Origin of the sequence: Paraclostridium bifermentans (assembly GCF_019916025.1) — a bacterium.
GTDB lineage: Bacteria > Bacillota > Clostridia > Peptostreptococcales > Peptostreptococcaceae > Paraclostridium > Paraclostridium bifermentans.
Genome location: NZ_CP079737.1, coordinates 2,288,402 through 2,312,296 on the forward strand (window position 1 = coordinate 2,288,402; position 23,895 = coordinate 2,312,296).

A 23,895-nucleotide genomic window follows, 5' to 3' on the forward strand; every position below is an offset into this window, starting at 1 on the left:
ATAATTATCTTTCCTTTTTTACTACTTCTCATCTTCTTCATATTCCATATAATCTTCAACTTCATGTCCACATGCTGGACATTTATATTTATCTACACAGAACTCGAATTCTTCTTTTGTTTCATTATCAGTTCCTTCGTTTATTACTTCAAAGTCAGTTCCTTCTTCATGACTTATTAAATCCATAACCTCAATTATACACTTAGGACAATACATTGTACTCATATGTCAACCTCCATATTTTTGCATATATATTCCCTACTATATTAACATTTAAATTATATTTTTACTATACAATACAAATAAAATTAATTTATTTCATAAAAAATGAGCTATATAAATATATAGCTCATTTTTTATCTTCTATTTAGATATTTCTTTTAAAAACAGTTCTTCACTTTCTTTTATAACTAATTCTCCATCTATAAATCCTACCGCTTCTTTCTTAAATGAACGACATTGACCTATACAACCTGTTTTTACATTTTCGTCCCCAACAATTTCTTTTATTTTATTAACATCAACATTTGAACAAAATGGACATACTCTTATCATTTTTAAAATCCTCCTAAAGCCTCTTTAATTTAATGTATTTAAAATATACCCGTTGCAAATTAATCCAAACATATTTATTGAAAATTTTCAAAATTCCATATATAACTAATTTAAATTTCTGATTTATAAAAATTACTTAATAATTATTAACTATAGTTATATATACTTAGAAAACTTAATTTAAATAAATAAAATCGAGTAATTTTAAGGTTATTTGTAAAAAAATATAATTTTTTCGAAATTTTTATATACTTATCTAAAAAAAAATGATAATATATATAAGTATTTTTATTATATGTATACAAAATACAGCATTGAAATTATAAAATGATATTTATAAAATAGGAGGATTCTTAAATGACAAACGAAACAAAAGTAAAAGTTGTAACAGCTGATCCTTCAGCATTAGGACTTTTCGGACTAGCAATGATAACATTAGTTGCATCATCTTCTAAGTTAGGCTTAACTTCTGGAATATCTTTAGTTTTACCATGGGCTATATTCTTAGGAGCTACTGCTCAATTATTTGCATGTATAAACGACTTTAAACACAATAATACATTTGGAGCTACTGCTTTTGGTGGATATGCATTCTTCTGGTATGCAGTTGGTTTTACTTGGTTAATACAAAACGGAGTTTTTGGACCTGAATTACAAGCTTCTGCTGATCCTAAACAATTAGGTTTTGCTTACTTAGGATATTTAATATTCACATTATTTATGACTGTTGGAGCTATGGAAACTCATAAAGTATTATTTATAATATTTGTTCTTATAGACTGCTTATTCATAGGGTTAACTTTAAGTTCATTTGGTATAATGGAACACGCTGCTCATCAATTTGCAGCATATTCTGAGTTAGGAATAGCAATATTCTCATTCTACGGTTCTGCTGCAGCTGTTTTAAACACTCACTTTGGTAGAGTATTTTTACCTGTAGGAAAGCCATTTGGAATATTTAAGAAGTAATTATTTTTAGGGGGATCTAGATATAATCAATATTATATCTAATCCTATTATATTGATATAGATAAATAGGGTATGTTCTAAACTTTAATGTAGAACATACCCTATTTTTATTTGTATAAATGCCAAATAATAAATTTTAATATTTTGTACATACTATTATAGATTAGTTATTAAATTAGAAAGGGTGTTTTAATGATTCTAACTAAAAGTATTAAACGAAATGTAGAACTTATGAAAGAACACCTCCCTTTAGATAAAAGTTTTGATGTTATCCAAAGAGAGGTTATTATCGGCGGAAAAAGCTGTTATTTGTTCTTTATTGATGGGTTTATAAAAGATGAAGTCATGGAAAGGATACTTTCTGGTTTCTTTAAAATATCAGAAAAAGATTTCGAATCAGTTCATGAGTTAAAAGACTTTATACATAAATATATTCCATATATAGAGGTAGCAAAAGAAAATAAATTAAAAAATATAGCTAAGGAAGTTCTTTCAGGCCCTATGGCTATATTAATTGATGGTTTTGATGAGTCTATTATCCTAGATGTTAGGACATATCCTGTACGTGGTATAGGAGAACCCGAAAAAGAAAAATCACTTAAGGGCGCAAAAGATGGTTTTGTTGAAACTATAGTTTTTAATACTGCTCTTGTCAGACGAAGAGTAAAAGATCCTGATCTTATCTTTGAGATGTTTAGCGTTGGTCAGAGATCCAAGACAGATGTAGTTATTGGGTATATAGATGGATTGGTAGATGATAAAACATTAAAACATTTAAAAAAACAAATAGACGAAATAAATGTAAAATCATTAGTAATGAGTGAACAAAGTATAGTTGAGGCCCTTGTCCAAAGTAGATGGTATAACCCATTTCCAAAAGCTAGGTACACAGAACGTCCTGATGTTGCAGCTGCTCATGTTTTAGAGGGTAAGATATTGTTAATCATAGATAACTCCCCTAATGCAATAATATTACCAACTACAATATTTGATTTTTTGCAGGATGTTGATGATTTTTACCAACCTGTAATCATAGGAAATTATTTAAGGCTAATTAGAAATTTTACATTATTGGCTACTTTTATGATAACTCCTTTATATACTCTGGCTATAAGGTATGCATCTGAACTTCCAGTATGGTTGCAATTTATAGTGCCAAAAGACCCCTACGATGTTCCTATTTTTCTACAGTTTTTAATTTTGGAGTTTTCTGTAGATGCACTCCAACTTGCCTCACTTAATACTCCTGGGTCACTAGGTATGTCCTTATCTGTTATTGGTGCCCTTATTTTAGGTGATTTTGCAGTACAAACTGGCTGGTTTATACCTCACACCATACTATATATGGCTATTGTTGCACTAGGAAGCTACTCTCAACCAAGCGTTGATTTAGGATATTCTATAAAAATAGTTAGGATACTGCTCTTAATTTTAACAGCTGCATTTAATATCTGGGGATTTGTCGCTGGATTAATAATTGCACTTGTACTTCTAATGACAAATAAAACAATAACTGGAAAAAGCTACTTATATCCACTTATTCCATTTGAATATAGTGCTTTAAAAAGATTAATTTTTAGAGTTAAACTAGATGCTAAAAATGAAGGTAAATAGTCTTTAAAAAATGATGCCACTAAACGGCATCATTTTTTTATTAAACAAATTCAATGAAATGTGCTAACTTTACACATTTAATCGAATTTGTTTATTTATAACCTCCGGAAATTTAATTACTCTTACTTATAAGGAAATTTAATAAATTATGGGGGTGTAATATAATGGGTAACTTTCAAAATATTAAAACTTTAAAACCAAGTTTTATTGAAAACAAACATGCATACTTAATAGGAGGTGGTATAGCCTCTTTAGCTGCAGCTGTATTTTTAATTAGAGATGGTCACATGGATGGCAATCACATTACGATTTTAGAGGAAACAGATATTCTTGGTGGTGCTATGGATGGATATGGTAATTTTGAAAATGGTTATTTAATTCGTGGCGGACGCGAAATGGAAGAACACTATGAATGTACTTGGGACTTATTTTCTAGTATTCCATCTTTAGATGATCCAACTATAAGTATTTTAGAAGAATTTAGAGAGTTAAATATTAAAGATCCTAATGAATCTACTTGTAGAATTTTAGAAAACTGTGGAAAAAAGGGCGACTTTTCATCTCTTGGTCTAAATGATTTGCATATAAAACAACTAGCCAAACTTTTTCTTAAAACAGAAGATGAACTAGGTCCAACTACAGTTAATCAATTTTTCGATAAATCTTTCTTTGATACTAATATGTGGTGTTTTTGGCGTTCTATGTTTGCATTTGAGACTTGGCATAGTGTTGTAGAAATGAAAAGATATATGGAACGTTTCATTCATCTGCTTCCAGGTATGAATTCAATGAAAAATATTATGTTTAGCAAATATAATCAATACGATTCTTTTATACTACCTTTAAAAAATTGGTTAAAGTCTAAAGGTGTTATATTTAATTTAAATTCTCAAGTCACAAATTTAAGTATGGAAATTAATGAAGATATAAAAAAAGTTACAGCTATACATTTATTAAGAGGTAAAAACAAAGATGTAATCAATGTAACAGAAAATGATTTAGTTTTTGTTACTACAGGGTCTATGACAGAAAATTCAACTATTGGAAATATGGATACTGCACCTGTTTTAAACTCAGATGAAGGGGCTTGTTGGACTTTATGGAAAAATATATCTAAAAACCATCCATCATTCGGAAATCCAGAAGTATTTTGTAGTGATATAGACAAAAGTAAGTGGGAATCATTTACTATCACATGCAAAGATTCTAAACTAATAAAGAAACTTCAAGATTTAACTGGAAGGGATCCGTATTCAGGAAAAGTTGTTACAGGTGGAATTATAACTATAAAGGATTCTAATTGGCTATTGAGTATAACTTGCAATAGACAACCTCATTTTATAAATCAACCTAAAGATGTTATTGTATTATGGGCGTATGGCCTTTTCCCTGATAATATTGGTAACTTTGTTAAAAAGAAAATGTGCGATTGTACAGGCTCTGAGTTAGCAATGGAACTTTTATATCATATGGGCTTAGAAAATGACATCCCAGAAATTTTAGACACAGTTAATGTCATACCATGTATGATGCCGTATGTTACTAGCCAGTTTATGCCTCGTACAAAAGGAGATCGCCCAGATGTTGTTCCTAAAGGAAGTGTAAATTTTGCATTTTTAGGTCAATTTGTTGAAATACCTGGTGATTGTGTATTTACTGTTGAGTACTCTGTTCGTTCAGCAATGATGGGAGTATACAGTTTACTTAATATAGATAGAAATATCCCTGAAGTATATCCTTCAAAATATGATATACGTTCCATATCTGCAGCAACAAAAACATTATATGGTAAAAGACCTTTACCTGGCGAATTCTTAATAAAAAAATTATTACAAAACACAAGTTTAGATGGTTTGATCTAAAGTAAAAAACAATGTAGTCAGTTGACTACATTGTTTTTTTGCTATATAGATTCACTCCTAAGCAATAGTTTATGAACATCTCCATTAACTATTTTATTGAGATTTTCAATTATTTGCTCGGGATTTTCTTCCATTTTATTTTTTATCCACTCTAATAGTAAACCAGTTAGAGAAATTTTGTAGTAATTTAAAACAAACTCTTTTTCTATTTGTGAAATGTCAATTTCTTCAGAAAGATCATTTACTACTTTAAAAACTAGCTTATATACAGCTTTATGTACATGCATCTCTAATTGCTTTAAATCTATAGAATTATAAATATTAAAAATCATTTTTTTATTTTTAGATAAATAATTTAAGATTTTTAAAAAACTTTGTTGCCATTCTTCAAATGTAATATTTTCTTTTATCTCTTTATCAATCTCTGTCTTTAAAATCCACTCTAAAAGATCGTAAATATCTTTAAAATGATAATAAAATGTGCGTCTATTTACACCACAATCTTGTACAATATCATTAATTGTAATTTTATTTAACGATGTTGTGTTCATTAAACTTTTTAATGATGAAGCCAAAGCTTTTTTTGTTATTTGCGACATAAATAAAATTTCCTTTCATCAATATAAATATATTATATTTTACCTAAAATATATAGTCAACGATTACAAAACTCTAAAATTAGACAAAACAATTTTCAATTTAACAATTCCAATTTTTTTAAATTACATATATAGTAATATTATTTTGCAATTTAGGATAACCTTATCATTGTAAATACTCATTTTTTTAGTTTTACAATTTCTTTTGTATATGGTATACTTAATCAGTTATTTAATATCGGAAGGAGAGTTTTTGACAATGACAAACAAAAACAAAATAATAAACATAGCAGTTATCGCCCATGTCGATGCTGGTAAATCAACATTAGTTGATGCCTTCTTATCTCAATCAGGAGTTTTCAGAGATAACGAAGTTGTAAAAGATTGCGTAATGGACAGTAACGATCTAGAAAAAGAAAGAGGTATAACAATATACTCTAAAAACTGTGCTATAAACTATAACGGTTACAAAATAAATATAGTAGATACTCCAGGACATAGTGACTTCTCTTCTGAAGTTGAGCGTGTTATAAAAACTGTTGATACAGTTGTATTACTAGTAGATGCTAGTGAGGGGCCAATGCCTCAAACTAGATTCGTTTTACAAAAATCATTAGAGTTAGGTTTAAGACCTATATTATTCATAAATAAAATAGACAAAAGTGATCAAAGAGCAGAAGAAGTAGTAGACGAAGTATTTGACTTATTCGTGGACTTAAATGCAAATGATGAGCAATGTGAATTCCCTATAATATACGGAGTAGCTAAGCAAGGTATAGCTAAATTAGAAATGGATGATGATAGTACTGATCTTTCTCCATTATTTGAAACAGTAATAAACCATGTTTCTGCTTACCCTGATTATGACGCTGAAGATTTACAACTTCAAGTATCAGCTCTTGCATATGATGATTATGTAGGTAGACTTGGTATAGGTAGAGTCTACAAAGGAACTGTTAAAAACGGTTCTCAAGTTTCTATCTGTAAAGCTGATGGAACTGTTGCTAGAGGAAAAATATCTAAACTTACAGTTTACGAAGGCTTAGTTCAAGTTGAAAAAGACGAAGTAGGTTCAGGTGAAATAGTTGTTGTAGCTGGTATGCCAGATATATCTATAGGTGAAACTATATGTAATCCGGATGCTCCAAAACCTATGGAAATGATACACATAGAAGAGCCAACATTATCTATGAACTTCTTAGTTAATGATTCTCCATTCTGTGGTAAGAGTGGTAAGTTCGTTACAACTAGACATATAAAGGATAGATTAGATAAAGAATTAGAAGTTAACGTTGGGCTTAAAGTTGAGCCAATGGATACTAGTGACGGATATAGAGTATCTGGACGTGGAGAGCTTCATTTATCTATATTACTTGAAAATATGAGACGTGAAGGATATGAAATAGGTGTATCTAAGCCAGAAGTTTTACTTCATAAAGAAGATGGTAAGCTAATGGAACCAATGGAAAAAGTTATAGTTAACTGTCCAGAAACTTACTCAGGAACTGTTATAAATAAATTAAACTTAAGAAAAGCTATGATGGAAGCTATGGAAATAGAAGGGGATTATGTTAAAATAACATTTATAGCTCCTACTAGAGGTCTTCTAGGTTATAGAAGTGAGTTTATAAATGATACTCGTGGAGAAGGAACTATAGTTAGATCATTTGAAAGATACGAAGAACATAAAGGTGCTATACCAGGAAGAACTAATGGAGTTTTAGTTGCTCACGGACCTGGAACTACTATGGCTTATTCTTTAGCTGCTTTAAGTGAAAGAGCTCAAATGTTCGTTGATCCAGGTGTTGATGTTTACGAAGGTATGATAATAGGTATGAACTCAAGAAAAGACGATATGGTTGTTAATGCATGTAAAAACAAAAAGTTAACTAACGTTCGTTCTTCTGGTACTGACGATGCTGTTAAGTTAAACCCTGCTAAACATTTCACTTTAGAAGAAGCTTTAGAATTTATAGGTGATGATGAGTTAGTTGAAATAACTCCAGATGCTATAAGATTAAGAAAAAGATTCTTAAATGAAAATGAAAGATTAAGATATAATAAATCTAGACAAGCTAGTAAATAATTAATAAAAAAGGAGCTGTATCTTAACAGCTCCTTTTATTTTATACTTCTACAATTATCGGGAATATACTAGTTCCTCTCTTTAATTTGATATACAGATGTCTATCAACAGCTTTTTTCACTCGAGATTTCATTACACTCCACTCTAATACATCATTTTCTAAGCATTTTTCAACTTCATTTAATACAATAGCTTTTACATCATCTATTAAATCTGTAGCTTCTCTTGCATATATAAATCCTCTAGTTATTATATCTGGACCTGCTACTATAGACTTACTTTCTTTATCTATACCTATAACAATTGTCATCATCCCATTTTCTGCTAAATATTTTCTATCCCTTAAAACGATATTCCCTACATCTCCAACTCCTATACCATCTACATATACAGTCCCTACTCTTACCTTTCCATTTTTTTTAGCAACTTTCTTATTTAGTTCAAGAACTTCTCCGTTATCTAAAATAAATATGTTTTCTTTTTTCATACCTAATTTAGCTGCTAAATTTTTATGATGTACTAAATGTCTATACTCTCCATGCACCGGCATAAAAAACTTTGGATGAACTAATGTATGTATAAGTTTCAATTCTTCTTGATATGCATGCCCTGAAACATGTACAGCCTCTAAATCTTTGTATATTACCTCCGCTCCTTTTCTATATAACTGGTTTATAACTTTTGAAATAAGTTTATCATTCCCAGGTATAGGTGAAGCTGATATTATAAATAAGTCATTATTTTTTATTTTTATTTTTTTATGTGTATCAAAAGCTATTCTAGCAAGTCCTGCCATAGCTTCTCCTTGACTTCCTGTAGTTATTATAGTTATTTCATCATTATTATAATTTTCCATTTCATCAATACTTATCTTATAACCATCAGGTATATTTAAATATCCAAGCTCTATAGCAACAGCTGATACATTCTCCATACTACGCCCACTAAATACAACCTTTCTATTATTAGATACAGATGCATTAACAATCTGCTGCATTCTATGTATATTAGATGCAAATGTCGCAACTATTATCCTTCCTATTCTACTATTAAAGATTCTATCTAATGTTTCTCCTATAGTTTTTTCAGATAACGAATGTCCTTTTCTTTCTACATTTGTGCTATCGGCTAGTAACAATAATACTCCTTTTTTACCTATCTTAGATATACTCTCTAAATCCATTCTTCTACCATCTATAGGAGTGTAATCAACTTTAAAATCTCCCGTGTGAAGTATTACTCCTATTGGTGAATTTATACAAATAGCACATGCATCTGCAATACTATGTGTTACACTTATAAATTCAATTTTAAAATATTCCAACTGAACTAACTGTTTATCTTCTACTGAATTTAAATCACATATATCTAATATATTATGTTCTCTTAACTTATTTTCAATTAGGCCTATAGTTAATTTAGTTCCGTATACAGGCATATTTATTTGCTTTAATATGTATGGAATAGCCCCAATATGATCTTCATGCCCATGGGTAACAAACATACCTTTAACCTTATCTTTATTTTCTATTAAATAAGATATATCAGGAATTAATAAATCTACACCATACATATCTTCATCTGGAAATGATAAACCTCCATCTATAATAATTATTTCATTTTTATACTCTATCGCTGTTATATTTTTCCCTATTTCTCCGAGTCCACCTAATGGAATAACTTTTAGTTTGTCTATATTTGATTTGATTGAACCTTCCATATTTAAAACACCTCTCTAACTATTTCTTCTATTTACATTTATTATGCATATTTTTCACATCTATTAGTCTCTTCTTTTATAAATATTGTGATACTATTTATAATTTATTTAATTTAAAACTGTTGACAGAGTTATAACTTTATTGTATCATTGATTTATAGATAATAATAGTAATGATTACTATTTTTAATTTTAAGGAGGAATATATAATGAAAAAATTTGTTTGTACAGTATGTGGATATATACATGAGGGAGAAACTGCTCCAGAAATCTGTCCAGTTTGTAAAGTTGGATCTGATAAGTTTAATGAAATGTCAGGAGAAATGGTTTGGGCTGACGAACATAGAATAGGTGTTGCTCAAGGCATAGATGCTGAAATAGTTGAAGGTTTAAGAGCTAACTTCGTTGGAGAATGTACAGAAGTTGGTATGTATTTAGCTATGAGCCGTCAAGCTGATAGAGAAGGTTTCCCAGAGGTTGCTGAAGCTTATAAAAGAATAGCATTTGAAGAAGCTGAGCATGCAGCTAAATTCGCTGAATTATTAGGAGAAGTTGTTGTTGCTGATACTCAAGCCAACTTAAAAGCTAGAGTTGAAGCTGAATACGGTGCAACTGAAGGAAAATTAAAAATAGCTAAAAGAGCTAAAGAGTTAGGACTTGATGCTATACATGATACAGTTCATGAAATGTGTAAAGATGAAGCTAGACATGGTAAAGCATTCTTAGGCCTACTAGAAAGACACTTTACTAAATAATATTTTATTGCCATTTCTCAATTCACATAATCCTAGAGTAGCTTATTTATTAGGCTACTCTATTTTATTATTTTTAATTTTAGTTTATAATATAATTTGATTATAAATTAACTCTTTAGGGTATATTTATGATAAAAACAATGATAAGCAGGTGGTATTTTGAAATTTTCAAAACAAAGAGAACTTATACTAAACGCCGTTAAGGACAACACGGTTCACCCTACTGCAGATTTTATATATGATTATCTAAAAAAGGATAATCCAAACTTAAGTTTAGGTACCGTTTATAGAAACTTATCTCAACTTGTAAATCACGGTTATATTCAAAAAGTTAGTATGCCTGGTCTTCCAGATCGATTTGATGCTAACGTAATAGAACACAATCATATGATTTGCGACGTTTGTGGAAACATACAAGACATTCATTCAGATATATTAAAGAATATTCCTTCAGCTATTTCTAACGAACTCGATATAGAAATTACATCTTGTACTGTTATACTTCATGGTATTTGTAAAAATTGTAAATAAGATTTTATAATAATAGGCACTGTATAGTGCCTTATTATATTTTACAATCCAATCATTTTATTATATAATGAATTATCGTAGTTTTTATAAATATATTTATATATATATAAGGAGGTTTTTATGGGTATTAAAATAATTACAGATAGTACATCTTACATACCTGCTGAATACATAGAAAAATTTGATATAAAGGTAGTCTCTCTTAATGTTTTTATGGATAATGAAAGTTTCCGTGAGTTGGACTTAGATAATAAAACTTTCTATACTAAAATGGATGCTTTATCTGAGATACCTAAATCATCTCAACCCGTTCCAGATGAAATGTTAAATGTATTTAAAAGTATAGTGGAAAATGGTGATTCTATTTTAGGAATTTTTCTATCTTCAAATATGAGTGGTACATATTCTAGTGCTAACCTAATAAAAAATATGATTTTAGAAGACTACCCTAATGCAGATATTAATATAATAGATTCAAAGACAAACTGTATGCAAATGGGATTTGCAGCTATCGAAGCTGCGCGTTTAGCAATTGATGGTAAATCTATGGATGAAGTTATAGATAGAACAAATAAAGTTTTATCTAATAGTAAATTTATATTCTCTCCTGATACTCTAGATTATTTAAAAAAAGGAGGCAGAATAGGAAGTGCTTCTGCTCTTTTAGGTTCTATATTGCAAATAAAGCCTATTTTAACAGTTACAGATGGTACCACTTCTGTATTTACAAAAGTGAGAACCAGAAAAAAAGCTATAGATAAGTTAGTATCTACATTTTTTGAAGAAATTGATAATAAAGGTCTTGGAGATGTGATAGTCCACCATATAAATTGTGAAGAAGAAGGTCTTCAACTTGCTAGTTATTTAGAAAAAAAATTAAATACTACAGTTAAAATACAATCAATAGGTCCTGTAATAGGTCTTCATGTTGGTCCTGGAAGTATTGGTATAGCTTTTTATACAAATATAGACTAAAAAATAAAAGCCCTAGGAAAATTTCTAAGGCTTTTTATATATTATCTTTCTATTATATACTGTCATCAACTACATTTTCAGATATATATGCAGCAACATATAATCCGTACATTAATACTAATAAAACTGCAGTTATTAAAACTATAGTCATATCCTCTCACTTCCTTCTTAACTCTAATTGTAGTTTTTCAATGTGAAATCTATATGATTTTGATATGTTTTTTGAATTAATTATTTTTCCTAAATTAAAACTACATATTATTCATTTGAATTTTATACATATAATTATTATTTACCTTATATATGTTATATCATTAATTAAGATTTTCACAGTTACATTATTGTAATATTTTTCTATTTTACAAATTTAAGCTAATATATGTAATGTTTTTTATAAGTCTTGATATGCTTTTAACATTTCTAAAACCTCTTTATTTTCTTGAAAAAAATCAATTAAATTATTTATTTTTACTAAAGTTTCTAAACTTATCGTATGTTCTATTTTTTCCGTTTCTTCATGCAAATATTCATCCAATCCAATTAATTTTAAAAATTTGTATATAGTATTATGTCTTTCTAAAAATTTTTTTCCCATGTCTTCCCCTAAATCACTCAAATTTATTGCTCCATAAAGTTCATGTGTTAATAAATTTTTTTCCTGTAATTTTCTTACCATATTGCTTACAGACGATGGTTTTATATTTAAAGCTTTTGATAAATCTTTTATTTTTACGTTTTCATTTTCACTTTTCAATCTATAAATCATTTCAATATAATCTTCTTCATTAGGACTTAAACTATTATCTTTCATATATTCTTTAAATGTATAAAACTCATTAAGATCCTTCAAACTTTCTCCTCCTAAATCTAATCTCATATCTACTATATTAGATTTTCATGTAATATATTCTAAATTAATGTAACATCCTCATAAAATTTTTCATAATATTTATTGTAAGAAATTTAGCTTAAGCTAAAATTTTTTCTTACTTTATTTAAATGGAGGTATTTTTATGGTAAAGCTTACTGATGTAGATATTTGTAGCACCGTTAAGGTAGAAGGACTTTTATCAGAAGGTTACCTAAGAGAGCGAATGTTAGCGCTTGGTTTAACTAATGGTGCTTTAATAGATGTCGTTAGACGTGGTCCTAAAGATAATTTAACTGTATATAATATACGAGGTGCTATGATTGCACTTAGGAAAGAAGAAGGTCAAAAAATTTTAGTTTCATATATATAACCTTAAATTAAAAGAAGGGGGGATAAAATTATGGGGTTAACTTATAATTCAACTAAGATAAAATCATTAAAAGATATGTTTAATATAGATAAAAAAGATAATCAATATATAATAGCACTTGCTGGAAATCCTAATACAGGAAAAAGCACTGTATTTAATTATTTAACTGGGCTTAAGCAACATACAGGAAATTGGCCGGGTAAAACAGTATGTACAGCTCGAGGAGACTTTAAATATAATTCAAAAGATTTTGCTTTAATTGATTTACCAGGTACTTATTCATTATTTGCTGCATCCCAAGAAGAAATAGTAGCTCGCGATTTCACTTGTTTTGGAAATCCAGATGCAGTTATTGTAGTAGCTGATGCTACTTCCTTAGAGCGTAATTTAAACTTAGCTTTTCAAATAATGGAACTTACAAATAATGTTATACTTTGTATAAATCTAGTTGATGAAGCAAGAAAAAAAGGTATTTTTATAAATAAAGAAATTATAGAAAATAAACTTGGAATTCCGGTTGTTTTAACATCAGCTAGAAACGGTGAAGGTATGGATAATTTACTTGAAACTTTAGATTTAGTCGTAACCAACTCTTATCATTATAATAATAAAGTAATAAAATATGATGAAAACATAGAAAATCTATTAAAAATTATAGAAGACGATTTATCCTCAAGTATACCTTATATAAACTCTAGATGGCTAGGTCTTAGGTTAATCGATGGAGATACTAGTATATATGAATCTATGAGTAATTATATAAGCGGAGATTACAAAACTGAAATAGATAAAATCAAGGCAAAGCTACCAGATAATATTAACAAAATTTCAATAAGAGATTCTATGAGTATGAATATGTATGAATATGCAAAAGAACTTTATGATAAAAGTGTTATCATACAAAATAAAAGCAAATTCCATAGGGATGAAAAAATAGATAAAATAATTACATCTAAAATACTCGGACTACCGTTAATGCTTTTAATGCTTTGTATAATTCTTTGGATTACTATTGAAGGTGCCAATGTACCATCAAATCTTCTATCTAATTTACTATTCAAATTTGAACCTATTTTGTATAGTCTTTTATCATCTATTCATTGTCCTTTGTGGTTAAACGAAATGATTAGTTTTGGAATGTATAGAACTCTTGCATGGGTTATTTCAGTTATGCTTCCTCCTATGGCAATATTTTTTCCACTTTTCACTCTTCTTGAAGACTTTGGATACTTACCTAGAGTGGCCTTCAACCTAGATCATATGTTTAAAAAAGCTTGTTGCCACGGTAAACAATGTTTAACTATGTGCATGGGATTTGGATGTAATGCAGCAGGTGTTATAGGATGTAGAATCATAGATTCTCCTCGAGAAAGGTTAATTGCTATACTTACAAATAACTTTGTACCTTGTAATGGGCGTTTCCCTACATTAATAGCTATAGCTACAATTTTTTTCACATATTTTATCAAAAACTCTTTTGTGAGTAGTACTATTGTTGCCCTTTGTATAGCACTTTGTATAATATTTGGAATTGTAACCACTCTATTAGTTTCTTATATTTTATCTAAAACACTATTGAAAGGAGTTCCTTCAACTTTTACATTAGAACTTCCACCTTATAGAACACCAAAAATTGGTAGAGTTATATATACATCTATAATAGATAGAACTATTTTCGTATTAGGTAGAGCTGTAGTAGTTGCAATACCTGCAGGTCTTATTACATGGGTATTTGCAAATATTTATATAGGTGATATGAGTGTATTATCACACGTAGCAAGCTTTTTAGATCCAATCGCAAGCTTCATTGGACTTGATGGGTTTATATTACTTGCATTCATTTTAGGATTCCCTGCAAACGAGATTGTAATCCCAATACTATTAATGTCTTATTTGGCAACAGGTTCCATGATTGAATTTGATAGTTTAAATGCGCTTGGAGAGGTTTTGAAGGATAATGGATGGACTTATTTAACTGCCATAAATACAATGCTATTTAGCCTTTTACATTGGCCTTGTGCAACAACACTATGGACAATAAAAAAGGAAACACAAAGTCTTAAATGGACTGCAGTTGGATTTTTAATGCCTACTCTAGTTGCGTTTATAGTATGTTTTTCAACAACTTGTATATTTAATTTATTTGGCTTAGCTTAATTTATTAAAAAGACTGTTTCAAATTAATTTGAAACAGTCTTTTTATATATCACAACAAACTATACCTATTATGCCAGGTCCTGTATGTGAGCATATACTTGAACTAACATTTTCAACTATTATTTTGCTCACCTCGAATTCTTCTTCTATTTTTTCTTTAAATGAAATAAGCTCAAGTTCATTATCTCCATAAGTAAGCATTACTCTTTTTTTGCTTAAATCATTTCCTATATTTTCTTTTATTGTATTTATTATTTTATTTAAAACTTGTTTTTTACCTCTTACTTGTCCTACAGACTTTACAATACCTTCTTCTACAGAAAGGATAGGCTTTATATTTAACATATTTCCTATAGTTGCCTTTGCTAAAGACAGCCTTCCACCCTTTTGCAAATAATCTAATGTATCTACAGTAAAAAATATTTTTATACTTTTCTTAACTTCTTCTAGATGATTGATTATATTAGATACAGTTTCTCCATTTTCAATCATTTCTGCTGCTGATAAAACAAAGCAAGAGCTACCTATAGATAAATTTTTTGTATCAAATATATATATATCTCCATCTAAGTCGTTTTTTGCCATAGTTGCACTTTGCAGTGTCCCTGATGCAGCTGATGACCCTCCTATATAAAGTATCTCTTTACCTTGACTTATATATTTTTTAAAAGTATCTAAAAATTGTATATATGTACATTGAGATGTTTTAGGCATATTTTCACTATTTCTTAACATTTTGTAAAACTCTTCTTTACTTAAATCAACTCCATCAATGTACTCTTTATTGTCAAATATAACAGTTAATGGAACTACATGTATATCATATTTATTTATCAATTCTTTGGGTATATCCGACAAACTGTCACATACCAATTTTATATTACTCATTTAAATTCCTCCAAAACTAGAACTTTACAAGTACAATACTTTCTTGTGTTATGTTTTAATATAATAACAAAGTATTATCACCTGGTATTAATTATAATATCACATATGTTTTTTTATTTCTACTATAAATATTACTATTAATTCCAAACTTTTAAAATCTATCATTCTTCACACATATTATGAATTTATATGAAAATACTAATAATAGGAGGTGGTAATTATGTTTTTATCTAAAGAAAATTTATTTGATAAGGCAAAAGAGAGCAAATATTTACCAAATTTTATTTTAGCACTGTTATTAGCTTGGTTATTTATGTCTATCGGTATGAGATTAGGAGTTTTTGTAGGTCCAATAATATATAAACCTATTTCTTCACTAATTTCAAACTTAAGCTTAAATTTTAATCTCATACAATCAATTGTTCTAAACATATCACTAACGTTAAGTGTGATATTACTTATTTTTTTATGGGTAAGATTTGTAGAAAAACGAAAATTTTCTTCTATAGGTTTTGATAGTAACAATTTCATTTTGAAGTATATATTAGGATTTATAATAGGAATTTTAATGATGTCTGCAACTGTAGCTTTATTGTATTTTTTCGGTTTAATCACTATTGAAAATAATGCAAGTCACATAATAGGCAATTTTGTATTAAGTAGCATTTTGCTTGCAATACCTGCATGGATGATCCAAAGTGCAATGGAGGAAATACTTGTTAGAGGTTGGCTTATGAATGTATTAGGTGCTAAATACACACCTATAATTGGATTAGTGGTATCTGCAGTATTTTTTGGGCTTATTCATTTAGAAAACCCTGGGATATCATTTGTTGCTATACTTAATATAATTTTAGTTGGATTATTTTTAGGTCTATGCGTAATAAAAACAAATAATTTATGGGTTGTATGTGGAATTCATGCAGCTTGGAATTTTTCACAAGGAAATATTTATGAGTTTGAAGTTAGTGGAAGTAAATCTGTAGCAGGTTCTATTTTTAACTTTAAATTAAGGGGAAGTGAACTTATGTCAGGAGGAACTTTTGGCCCAGAGGCCGGATTGTGCGCTACTATAGTTTTACTTATTTGTACTATTATAATAGCCCTTATCTTAAAAAATAAAAATACCTCAATTGATTAAATTATATATTCTATAAAAAAACCTCCTTTTAAAATAAAAGAAGGTTTTTTATATTTTTATTTCATGCTTTCTCTCTTCTTTTTATCTAAATAACTAACTGCATTAAGCGCAGCTATTTGCCCCTGACCTGCTGATTTTAAATATTGATATGGCTTACCTGCACAATCTCCACAAGCATAGCATCCTGGTATATTAGTTTCCATATTTATATTAACTTTTATATGTACTCCTTCAGTTTCTATTCCTGGTACTAAAGCCTTTGGAGAAGCACTATCTTTCATAACAAATACACCATCAACATCTAATTCTTGATTTCTAAGCTTCAATTTATTAACTAAATTATCACCTTGTATCTCAAGTGGAAAGTCTTTTATAACATCTATATTTTCATTTAAATTAAGTTCATTTTTATGCATAGGTATAAAATATGTTTTAGCCGTAATTTCACTCAAGAAATTTGCATCTTCTTCAGCCTCATGATTATAACCTATTACTGCAACATTTTTATCCCTATATAATGGTGCATCGCAAGTTGCGCAATATCCTACACCTTTTCCTAAAAATTCTTCTTCACCTTTTATAGGCTTTCCATATTCAACACCTGTTGCTATTATAACAGTGCTAGCTTCAACCATTTCATCTCCAGCCATTAATGTAAAATACTCTCCCATAGCATATACATTATTTATTTTTAACTTAGTAATTTCAATATTCATATCTTCTAAATGTTGTTTAAATTTATCCTTTAAATCATTTCCACTTATATCATAAAATCCTAAGTAATTATCTATTGATGGAGCTTTAACTAATTTAGCACTTAAATCATCATTTCCAAATAAAATTACTTTTTTATTTCTTATCGTTCCATTTATCGCTGCAGATATTCCTGCTGGACCGCTTCCTATTACAGCTATATCATATCTCATTAAATACACCTTCTTTCAAATTATTTACCCATTAAATATATGTAATTTAGGGTGCTAATATAACTTAGCACCCTAATAAGTCTAATCATTTAATAAACTTTATAAATGAGCTTCTACTTTAGCTTTTAAACTTTCTTTTGGCATAAATCCAACTAATTTATCAACTACTTTACCATCTTTAAATATCATCATAGTTGGAACTGTTGATATTCCAAATTTTTGAGCTAATTCTAAACTTTCATCTATATCAACCTTTACAAATTTAGCATTATTTAATTCTTCTGAAACACTTTCAAATACTGGAGCTAACATTTTGCAAGGTCCACACCATGTTGCAAAAAAGTCTACAACTACAACACCTTGATTGTCTTCTACTGCACCTCTAAAATTCCCTGTATTTATTATTTTAGCCATAATATTTTCCTCCTAATATATCTATATATTTATTTTAATTTTTACTATTTAATTCTTTATTATATTATATTTTATAAAGAACTTTTATTCTGTAACTTTATCACATTTCTGTAAATTAATTACTCTTATTAAGATATTCTAATTATACCCATACACTGTTTTCTAAATCAATTATTTTTTAGCTTTTTCGGTAAAATTATATTAAATTCTGTGCCCTCATTTAGTTTAGAATAAACTTTTATATTTCCTTTTAAACTCTTTACAATCATATTGGCAATACTAAGACCTATTCCCGATCCATCAATTCCACTTTCTCTTACAGCATCACTTCTAAAAAATCTATCAAAAACTAAATTTATATCTTTTTCATCAATTCCTATTCCACTATCTCTTATAGATATGATGCATATATTTTCTTTATTGTTTACACTTATATTTATATTGTCACCTTCATTTGTATATTTAAATGCATTATCAATAAAAATTATTAATAGCTGTCTTAACTTGCATTTATCACTTACTATAAAAGGATTATTTCCATTAAAACTGTAACTAAATTTCTTTTCATGTATATCTGAAATTTCCATATAGTCATTACTTATATTTTTTATTAACTCATATACATCAAATTCCTCTAGATTCAATTTTGTTATACTCTCTTCTTTCGTTAAATCTAGTAAATCGTTTACCATTTTTTTTAATCTTCTATTTTCTTTCATCGCATCTGCAATAGTTTCAATTTCATCACTTATAGAGTTTTCAGGATTTTTTAATAAACTTTCTAGTTTAGATGAAATTATAGTTATAGGTGTTCTCAGTTCATGAGATGCATCTTGTATAAATTTTACTTGATTGCTCCATGTTTTTTCAATTGGAACAAGTGCTTTTTTTGTTAAGTATAAAGCTATAAAATAAGTTGTTACTATAGCTAAAACTGTTCCTATAAAAAATATAACTAATAGTTTGTTTAGAAGTCCCATTTCAGAATCTATATTTCTTATAATTTGAATTGTATACCCATTTACATTAAATTTAAGCTCTCTAAATGTATATGAGTTATGTTTATAGGTATTAAACCCTAATCCATTACTGTTATTATATGGTATAGAATCTTTAAAATAACCATTTGGAGTAAAGAATTTCACCTTACTATCTTTATATATATATACCATATTTTTAGGATCTAATAGTTTAGGCGTAGAATATAAGTTATTTACATCTAGTTGCATTCCTATATATTCTAATTCTTCTTTTAAGTGTGTATCTACATTATTATATGTTTGAACCTTAAAATAACTATATATACAAAGTGAAAATATTATTAAAAAGCTACCAACAACAGCTATATTTATTTTTATAAGGTTTTTTCTAGTGCTATATAATATATCGTTATTTATCATCAAACATATACCCCACTCTTCGTTTTGTGATTATGTATTTATGATACCCATATTTACTTAGCTTTTTCCTAAGATTGCTTATGTATACTTCCACTATATCTATAGTTGAATCACTTTCCATTCCCCAAATCCTATCAAAAATTTGCTCTTTTAACAATATCGTTCCTTTATTTAAAAGTAAATATTCTAATAAATTAAATTGTTTATTTGGAATTTCTATCTCATTGTCATCTATAGTTACGACTTTTTTATTTAAATCAAGCTTCAACCCTTTAAATTCCAAAGTATTTTTACTATCAATTTTGCCTTTAGTTCTTAACATTGCATATATTCTAGCTACTAATTCTTCCATATAAAATGGTTTAGTTAGATAATCATTTGCACCTAACATAAATGCTTTAACTTTATCATCTAAACTTTCTTTTGCTGTTAAAATTAAAACCAATACATCTTCATTTTCTTTACGTATTTTTTCTAATATCTGAATTCCATCCATTCCAGGAAGCATTAAATCTAATACTACAAGATCATAAATATTTTGCTTTATAAGAAAATATGCATCTTCACCGTTACCTGTACACTCAACTTGAAAGTGAGTTTCTAATTCTTTTTTAATACTTTTTAATAAACTTAAATTATCTTCTACCACAAGGATTTTCATAATTTTTCCTCCATAATATTTATATGTATATATTATTATAAAGAATAAATTTTTTCTATATTTAAACATATAAAATAAAAGTGTTATCTAACACATTTTAGATAACACTTTTATTTTAAACCATATATTCTTTAAGATAAACACTTGAAAATTCAATAATTTCCTTATGAATAATATTTAATTCATGAAGCTCCCCATTTTTCAAATTATATACTCTATTAGATATTTCATCTAGTAAGCTAAAAAAAATTTCACATTCTATATCTCCTAGATTATCTATTTTCTCACTTATATCATTAGGTATATTTAATTCATCACTTTCTATACCATAAATTGATTCATTTTTTATATCTTCAACCATAGCCATAACAATAGTTATTATTTCATTTGTATTAAATGTACTACTTACCATTTACTAAAAGTTCTCCTTTTGATTTTAATAGTATAAGTTCTTTACAGTTTGTCTTTTTATACCAACTACAACTTTTGCAAACTTCTTCAATTATCTCTTCACTTATATTATTATATATCAAATTTTCAATTTTTTCATATTTATATATGCCTTCTTCTATATTGAAATAATTCATTATCTTTTTATCCATTTCAATTACTTCTTTATCTGTAGTACAAAACTTATAATCTATATTATTAGGACATTTATAACATACACTATCTAAGCTAGCAGTAATTTTTATATCTTGATTTTTAGATTTATTTAAACTTAAAATAATATCTGTCATATTATCAGTGAAGTCTTTACTGTAACCTCTTCCTATAAAAGCTTTCATGCAAAAAAGATGGTGAGGCCTAATTTCTAGCATAAAAATGCCTCTTTTTTAATTCTTCTTTTTACATTAATTCCAATAGTAGTAGCTAGTGCTACTTTAAATAAGTCTACCACTATAAAAGGTGCTACACACACCATAAATCCTTCCATAAATCCAACTCCAGCTACAAATGAATACCATAATGTTCCTATGGTATAATTTATCATAAGAGACACACTCATAGCTATCATTATAGGTAATATAGCATCATATTTATCGCTTACATATCCTATTAATAATGCCATCAATGGAAAAGCCATTATAAACCCACCTGTATATCCAAATAATATACCAGCTCCTCCGCTCATTTGCGCAAATACGGGCATTCCTATGGCTCCCAATAATATATATATAACCTGAGTTATAAATCCTTTTTTAGCCCCAAGTATTACTCCGCTTATTGTTACTGCAAATACTTGCATAGTAAGTGGAACTGTTGAAAATGGAAGGGGTATTGCAATTTGGGCTAAAATAGCTGTTATACTTGCAAACATGGCACAAATTATTAATTCTTTAGTGTTTAGTTTCATATATCCTCCTTATTAGTTAACCATATAAATTAAATAGTTTACATTTTTATTGTACATAGATTAAAACCTTTTTGTCAACTATTTAAAATTTTAAGTTAACGATAACTACAGCTAAAAAGCTATTTCAATATAAGAAGTTCTAAATCTAGAACTCATATCTTATATCAAAATAGCTTTTATTTTTATTATTTAACAAATAATTGTAATAAAACTCCTGCTGCTACAGCTGATCCTATAACACCTGCAACATTAGGTCCCATTGCATGCATAAGTAAGAAGTTTGAAGGATTTTCTTTTTGCCCAACCTTTTGAACAACTCTTGCTGCCATAGGAACTGCTGAAACTCCTGCTGCTCCTATCATTGGATTAACCTTTCCGCCGCTTACTTTGTACATTATTTTACCAAATAAAACTCCTGCTGCTGTTCCTACTGCAAACGCTACAAGTCCCATAGCAGTTATTCCTAACGTTTGTGAAGTTAAAAATGTCTCTGCATTTGCTGTCGCTCCAACAGTTAATCCTAATATTATAGTTATTATGTATAGCATAGGCCCTGTTGCAGTTTCAACTAACTTTGGAACCACTCCACTTTCCTTTATTAAGTTTCCAAACATAAGCATTCCTATAAGAGGTGCTGCTGTTGGCAATAACCCTATAACTAATATCATTATAACTATTGGGAATATTATTTTCTCTGTCTTTGAAACAGGTCTTAATTGCTCCATTTTTACCATACGTTCTTCTTTAGTAGTCAGAGCTTTTATTATTGGAGGTTGTATAACTGGAACTAATGCCATATAAGAATATGCTGCAAGAGCTATTGTTCCTAATAAGTGTGGTGCTAATTTTCCTGTTAAATATATAGCTGTTGGTCCATCTGCTCCACCAATTATACCTATAGATGCAGATTCAGGACCTGTAAATCCTAATAATATAGCTCCCATAAAAGCAAAGAATACACCAAATTGAGCTGCTGCTCCTAGTAAAAGTGTTTTAGGATTTGCAATTATCGGACCAAAATCTGTACTTGCACCTATGCATAAAAATATTAGAGGTGGGTAAATTCCTAATTTTGTTCCTTGATATAAGTAATATAAAAGTCCTCCATTTTCCGAATCGGTAGCTGCTTTCATTAAGTCAACTCCTGGCATATTAGCAAGAAGCATACCTATAGATATAGGTATTAAAAGATATGGTTCATACCCCTTTGCTATAGCTAAGTATAAAAATACACATGCTATTAAAATCATTATTATTTGTCTATAATCTACTATTGCAAATCCAGTGTTTGCAAAGAAAGTCTGTAACATTTCTAACACAGTAACGCCCCCTATTTTCTATACGATTATCCTATTTGTAATAAGCTATCCCCAAGATTTACATTTTGACCTTTTTCAACATCAACAGAAATAACTGTTCCATCTATTGGAGCTACTATTTCATTTTCCATTTTCATAGCTTCAAGTATAGCTATAACTTGGCCTTTCTTTACTTTGTCACCATTACTAACCATTATATTTACTATAGTTCCTGGCATTGGAGCATCTATAGCTTCTTCTGAACCTGCAACTTGAACTTCCTTCTTAGGTTGTGGTGCTTTATCTTGGATTGTAGGCTGTGGTCTTTCTCCTTTTTTTACTTCTTCAATTTCAACTTCATAAACTTTCCCATTTAATGTTATGTGATATGTTTTAGCGCTCATTTTTATCTCTCCCTTAAAAAATTCATTATTATATCTATTATTTTATTCTTGTTATTCTCTTTACATGAAGGTTAGGATTTATGTTTCCTTCACCTGCCATTATAGATGCCGCAAGTGCAACTACTACTCTATCTTCTTCATCATCTTCATCAAAAGCTATTTGTTCTTTTTCTACTTCTTTTTTAATAACTGTTTTTACTTGTGGTTTTGTTTTAAATATATATTTAAACGAAGATAATACAAGAGATATCAATATTAAAGTTAAAAATACTATAGTCATACTAGATATAGTTATATTGATAGCTTCCATTATACTTATTTCATTACCAAACATTAATTATC

The 23,895-nt window shown here is 28.5% G+C and carries 26 protein-coding genes; 10 read left to right on the forward strand and 16 right to left on the reverse strand.

The features are described from left to right. Positions 1–21 precede the first annotated feature (21 nt). Positions 22–225 carry a hypothetical protein gene (locus KXZ80_RS10970; RefSeq protein ID WP_021433521.1) on the reverse strand — a complete coding sequence of 68 codons (204 nt, stop codon included), beginning with the start codon at positions 223–225 and terminating at the stop codon, positions 22–24. A gap of 138 nt (positions 226–363) precedes the next feature. Further along, positions 364–555, reverse strand: coding sequence for a hypothetical protein (locus KXZ80_RS10975; protein WP_021433522.1), 192 nt, complete (start codon positions 553–555; stop codon positions 364–366). 357 nt (positions 556–912) lie between these two features. On the opposite strand from KXZ80_RS10975, the gene KXZ80_RS10980 reads away from it, so the two are divergent. The 3 genes from KXZ80_RS10980 (at position 913) to KXZ80_RS10990 (ending at position 5,000) form a co-directional block, all read left to right on the forward strand. Then, positions 913–1,524 carry an acetate uptake transporter gene (locus KXZ80_RS10980; protein ID WP_021429465.1) on the forward strand — a complete coding sequence of 204 codons (612 nt, stop codon included), beginning with the start codon at positions 913–915 and terminating at the stop codon, positions 1,522–1,524. 192 nt (positions 1,525–1,716) lie between these two features. Beyond that, positions 1,717–3,138, forward strand: coding sequence for a spore germination protein (locus KXZ80_RS10985; protein WP_021433523.1), 1,422 nt, complete (start codon positions 1,717–1,719; stop codon positions 3,136–3,138). A 164-nt stretch (positions 3,139–3,302) separates the two neighbouring features. Next, on the forward strand, positions 3,303–5,000 hold the full coding sequence (locus KXZ80_RS10990) for an oleate hydratase (protein ID WP_021433524.1): 1,698 nt from the start codon (positions 3,303–3,305) through the stop codon (positions 4,998–5,000). Between the two features lie 41 nt (positions 5,001–5,041). Here the strand turns inward: KXZ80_RS10990 and KXZ80_RS10995 are convergent, their stop codons facing one another. Continuing rightward, a complete protein-coding gene (locus KXZ80_RS10995) occupies positions 5,042–5,599 on the reverse strand; it encodes a TetR/AcrR family transcriptional regulator (RefSeq protein ID WP_021433525.1) in 558 nt (185 codons plus the stop codon). Between the two features lie 259 nt (positions 5,600–5,858). Here KXZ80_RS10995 and typA point away from each other — a divergent pair, with 259 nt between their 5' ends. Further along, positions 5,859–7,685, forward strand: coding sequence for a translational GTPase TypA (gene typA / locus KXZ80_RS11000; protein ID WP_021433526.1), 1,827 nt, complete (start codon positions 5,859–5,861; stop codon positions 7,683–7,685). 40 nt (positions 7,686–7,725) lie between these two features. Here the strand turns inward: typA and KXZ80_RS11005 are convergent, their stop codons facing one another. Further along, on the reverse strand, positions 7,726–9,405 hold the full coding sequence (locus KXZ80_RS11005) for a ribonuclease J (RefSeq protein ID WP_021433527.1): 1,680 nt from the start codon (positions 9,403–9,405) through the stop codon (positions 7,726–7,728). A 209-nt stretch (positions 9,406–9,614) separates the two neighbouring features. Between KXZ80_RS11005 and KXZ80_RS11010 the strand changes: the two genes are divergently transcribed. The 3 genes from KXZ80_RS11010 to KXZ80_RS11020 all read left to right on the forward strand — a co-directional run bounded on the left by KXZ80_RS11010 (position 9,615) and on the right by KXZ80_RS11020 (position 11,666). Further along, positions 9,615–10,160, forward strand: coding sequence for an NADH peroxidase (locus KXZ80_RS11010; RefSeq protein ID WP_021433528.1), 546 nt, complete (start codon positions 9,615–9,617; stop codon positions 10,158–10,160). Between the two features lie 159 nt (positions 10,161–10,319). After that, complete coding sequence (locus KXZ80_RS11015) at positions 10,320–10,691, forward strand: Fur family transcriptional regulator (protein ID WP_021429510.1); 372 nt, start codon at positions 10,320–10,322, stop codon at positions 10,689–10,691. Positions 10,692–10,811: 120 nt separating this feature from the next. Then, positions 10,812–11,666, forward strand: a complete 855-nt coding sequence (locus KXZ80_RS11020) for a DegV family protein (protein WP_021429523.1) — start codon at positions 10,812–10,814, stop codon at positions 11,664–11,666. Between the two features lie 391 nt (positions 11,667–12,057). On the opposite strand, the gene KXZ80_RS11025 is transcribed toward KXZ80_RS11020, so the two are convergent. Beyond that, entirely contained in the window at positions 12,058–12,516 is a 459-nt protein-coding gene (locus tag KXZ80_RS11025; RefSeq protein WP_021433529.1) for a metal-dependent transcriptional regulator, read from the reverse strand. A gap of 163 nt (positions 12,517–12,679) precedes the next feature. Between KXZ80_RS11025 and KXZ80_RS11030 the strand changes: the two genes are divergently transcribed. Both KXZ80_RS11030 and feoB read left to right on the forward strand, forming a co-directional pair. Continuing rightward, on the forward strand, positions 12,680–12,907 hold the full coding sequence (locus KXZ80_RS11030; protein ID WP_021429491.1) for a FeoA family protein: 228 nt from the start codon (positions 12,680–12,682) through the stop codon (positions 12,905–12,907). Positions 12,908–12,937: 30 nt separating this feature from the next. After that, positions 12,938–15,064: a ferrous iron transport protein B gene (feoB, locus tag KXZ80_RS11035; protein WP_021433530.1), complete on the forward strand. Its 2,127-nt coding sequence runs from the start codon at positions 12,938–12,940 to the stop codon at positions 15,062–15,064. Between the two features lie 42 nt (positions 15,065–15,106). Here the strand turns inward: feoB and KXZ80_RS11040 are convergent, their stop codons facing one another. Next, complete coding sequence (locus KXZ80_RS11040; protein WP_021433531.1) at positions 15,107–15,952, reverse strand: DegV family protein; 846 nt, start codon at positions 15,950–15,952, stop codon at positions 15,107–15,109. Between the two features lie 220 nt (positions 15,953–16,172). Here KXZ80_RS11040 and KXZ80_RS11045 point away from each other — a divergent pair, with 220 nt between their 5' ends. Then, complete coding sequence (locus KXZ80_RS11045) at positions 16,173–17,093, forward strand: CPBP family intramembrane glutamic endopeptidase (RefSeq protein ID WP_021433532.1); 921 nt, start codon at positions 16,173–16,175, stop codon at positions 17,091–17,093. 56 nt (positions 17,094–17,149) lie between these two features. Here KXZ80_RS11045 and KXZ80_RS11050 read toward each other — a convergent pair whose 3' ends face one another. From KXZ80_RS11050 to KXZ80_RS11095, 10 genes are all read right to left on the reverse strand, one after another. Continuing rightward, a complete protein-coding gene (locus tag KXZ80_RS11050; protein WP_021433533.1) occupies positions 17,150–18,019 on the reverse strand; it encodes an NAD(P)/FAD-dependent oxidoreductase in 870 nt (289 codons plus the stop codon). Positions 18,020–18,118: 99 nt separating this feature from the next. Beyond that, positions 18,119–18,433 carry a thioredoxin gene (gene trxA / locus KXZ80_RS11055; RefSeq protein WP_021433534.1) on the reverse strand — a complete coding sequence of 105 codons (315 nt, stop codon included), beginning with the start codon at positions 18,431–18,433 and terminating at the stop codon, positions 18,119–18,121. Positions 18,434–18,600: 167 nt separating this feature from the next. Continuing rightward, positions 18,601–19,833 carry a sensor histidine kinase gene (locus KXZ80_RS11060; RefSeq protein WP_021433535.1) on the reverse strand — a complete coding sequence of 411 codons (1,233 nt, stop codon included), beginning with the start codon at positions 19,831–19,833 and terminating at the stop codon, positions 18,601–18,603. Then, positions 19,823–20,494, reverse strand: a complete 672-nt coding sequence (locus KXZ80_RS11065) for a response regulator transcription factor (RefSeq protein ID WP_021433536.1) — start codon at positions 20,492–20,494, stop codon at positions 19,823–19,825. Before KXZ80_RS11065 ends, KXZ80_RS11060 begins: the two co-directional genes overlap by 11 nt. A gap of 115 nt (positions 20,495–20,609) precedes the next feature. Continuing rightward, positions 20,610–20,906 (reverse strand): hypothetical protein, encoded by a 297-nt coding sequence (locus tag KXZ80_RS11070; protein ID WP_021433537.1) that lies wholly within the window; start codon positions 20,904–20,906, stop codon positions 20,610–20,612. Next, positions 20,896–21,315, reverse strand: a complete 420-nt coding sequence (locus tag KXZ80_RS11075) for a DUF1284 domain-containing protein (RefSeq protein ID WP_021433538.1) — start codon at positions 21,313–21,315, stop codon at positions 20,896–20,898. The genes KXZ80_RS11070 and KXZ80_RS11075 overlap by 11 nt, the downstream gene beginning before the upstream one ends. Further along, entirely contained in the window at positions 21,309–21,851 is a 543-nt protein-coding gene (locus KXZ80_RS11080; protein WP_021433539.1) for a biotin transporter BioY, read from the reverse strand. The genes KXZ80_RS11075 and KXZ80_RS11080 overlap by 7 nt, the downstream gene beginning before the upstream one ends. Before the next feature lie 185 nt (positions 21,852–22,036). Beyond that, positions 22,037–23,161 carry a sodium ion-translocating decarboxylase subunit beta gene (locus KXZ80_RS11085; protein ID WP_035115600.1) on the reverse strand — a complete coding sequence of 375 codons (1,125 nt, stop codon included), beginning with the start codon at positions 23,159–23,161 and terminating at the stop codon, positions 22,037–22,039. 35 nt (positions 23,162–23,196) lie between these two features. Then, positions 23,197–23,553, reverse strand: a complete 357-nt coding sequence (locus KXZ80_RS11090; RefSeq protein ID WP_021433541.1) for a biotin/lipoyl-containing protein — start codon at positions 23,551–23,553, stop codon at positions 23,197–23,199. Positions 23,554–23,590: 37 nt separating this feature from the next. Continuing rightward, a complete protein-coding gene (locus KXZ80_RS11095; protein ID WP_021433542.1) occupies positions 23,591–23,887 on the reverse strand; it encodes an OadG family protein in 297 nt (98 codons plus the stop codon). Positions 23,888–23,895 lie beyond the last annotated feature (8 nt).

Coding starts and splice junctions, on each gene's coding strand:
- KXZ80_RS10975 (WP_021433522.1), bottom strand. CDS start 555: ATGATAAGAGTATGTCCATTTTGTTCAAATGTTGATGTTAATAAAATA.
- KXZ80_RS11095 (WP_021433542.1), bottom strand. CDS start 23,887: ATGTTTGGTAATGAAATAAGTATAATGGAAGCTATCAATATAACTATA.
- KXZ80_RS11085 (WP_035115600.1), bottom strand. CDS start 23,161: ATGTTACAGACTTTCTTTGCAAACACTGGATTTGCAATAGTAGATTAT.
- KXZ80_RS11050 (WP_021433533.1), bottom strand. CDS start 18,019: ATGAGATATGATATAGCTGTAATAGGAAGCGGTCCAGCAGGAATATCT.
- KXZ80_RS10970 (WP_021433521.1), bottom strand. CDS start 225: ATGAGTACAATGTATTGTCCTAAGTGTATAATTGAGGTTATGGATTTA.
- KXZ80_RS11065 (WP_021433536.1), bottom strand. CDS start 20,494: ATGAAAATCCTTGTGGTAGAAGATAATTTAAGTTTATTAAAAAGTATT.
- typA (WP_021433526.1), top strand. CDS start 5,859: ATGACAAACAAAAACAAAATAATAAACATAGCAGTTATCGCCCATGTC.
- KXZ80_RS11080 (WP_021433539.1), bottom strand. CDS start 21,851: ATGAAACTAAACACTAAAGAATTAATAATTTGTGCCATGTTTGCAAGT.
- feoB (WP_021433530.1), top strand. CDS start 12,938: ATGGGGTTAACTTATAATTCAACTAAGATAAAATCATTAAAAGATATG.
- KXZ80_RS10990 (WP_021433524.1), top strand. CDS start 3,303: ATGGGTAACTTTCAAAATATTAAAACTTTAAAACCAAGTTTTATTGAA.
- KXZ80_RS11070 (WP_021433537.1), bottom strand. CDS start 20,906: ATGGTAAGTAGTACATTTAATACAAATGAAATAATAACTATTGTTATG.
- KXZ80_RS11040 (WP_021433531.1), bottom strand. CDS start 15,952: ATGAGTAATATAAAATTGGTATGTGACAGTTTGTCGGATATACCCAAA.
- KXZ80_RS11010 (WP_021433528.1), top strand. CDS start 9,615: ATGAAAAAATTTGTTTGTACAGTATGTGGATATATACATGAGGGAGAA.
- KXZ80_RS10980 (WP_021429465.1), top strand. CDS start 913: ATGACAAACGAAACAAAAGTAAAAGTTGTAACAGCTGATCCTTCAGCA.
- KXZ80_RS11060 (WP_021433535.1), bottom strand. CDS start 19,833: ATGATAAATAACGATATATTATATAGCACTAGAAAAAACCTTATAAAA.
- KXZ80_RS10995 (WP_021433525.1), bottom strand. CDS start 5,599: ATGTCGCAAATAACAAAAAAAGCTTTGGCTTCATCATTAAAAAGTTTA.
- KXZ80_RS11020 (WP_021429523.1), top strand. CDS start 10,812: ATGGGTATTAAAATAATTACAGATAGTACATCTTACATACCTGCTGAA.
- trxA (WP_021433534.1), bottom strand. CDS start 18,433: ATGGCTAAAATAATAAATACAGGGAATTTTAGAGGTGCAGTAGAAGAC.
- KXZ80_RS11075 (WP_021433538.1), bottom strand. CDS start 21,315: ATGCTAGAAATTAGGCCTCACCATCTTTTTTGCATGAAAGCTTTTATA.
- KXZ80_RS11045 (WP_021433532.1), top strand. CDS start 16,173: ATGTTTTTATCTAAAGAAAATTTATTTGATAAGGCAAAAGAGAGCAAA.
- KXZ80_RS11005 (WP_021433527.1), bottom strand. CDS start 9,405: ATGGAAGGTTCAATCAAATCAAATATAGACAAACTAAAAGTTATTCCA.
- KXZ80_RS11030 (WP_021429491.1), top strand. CDS start 12,680: ATGGTAAAGCTTACTGATGTAGATATTTGTAGCACCGTTAAGGTAGAA.
- KXZ80_RS10985 (WP_021433523.1), top strand. CDS start 1,717: ATGATTCTAACTAAAAGTATTAAACGAAATGTAGAACTTATGAAAGAA.
- KXZ80_RS11090 (WP_021433541.1), bottom strand. CDS start 23,553: ATGAGCGCTAAAACATATCACATAACATTAAATGGGAAAGTTTATGAA.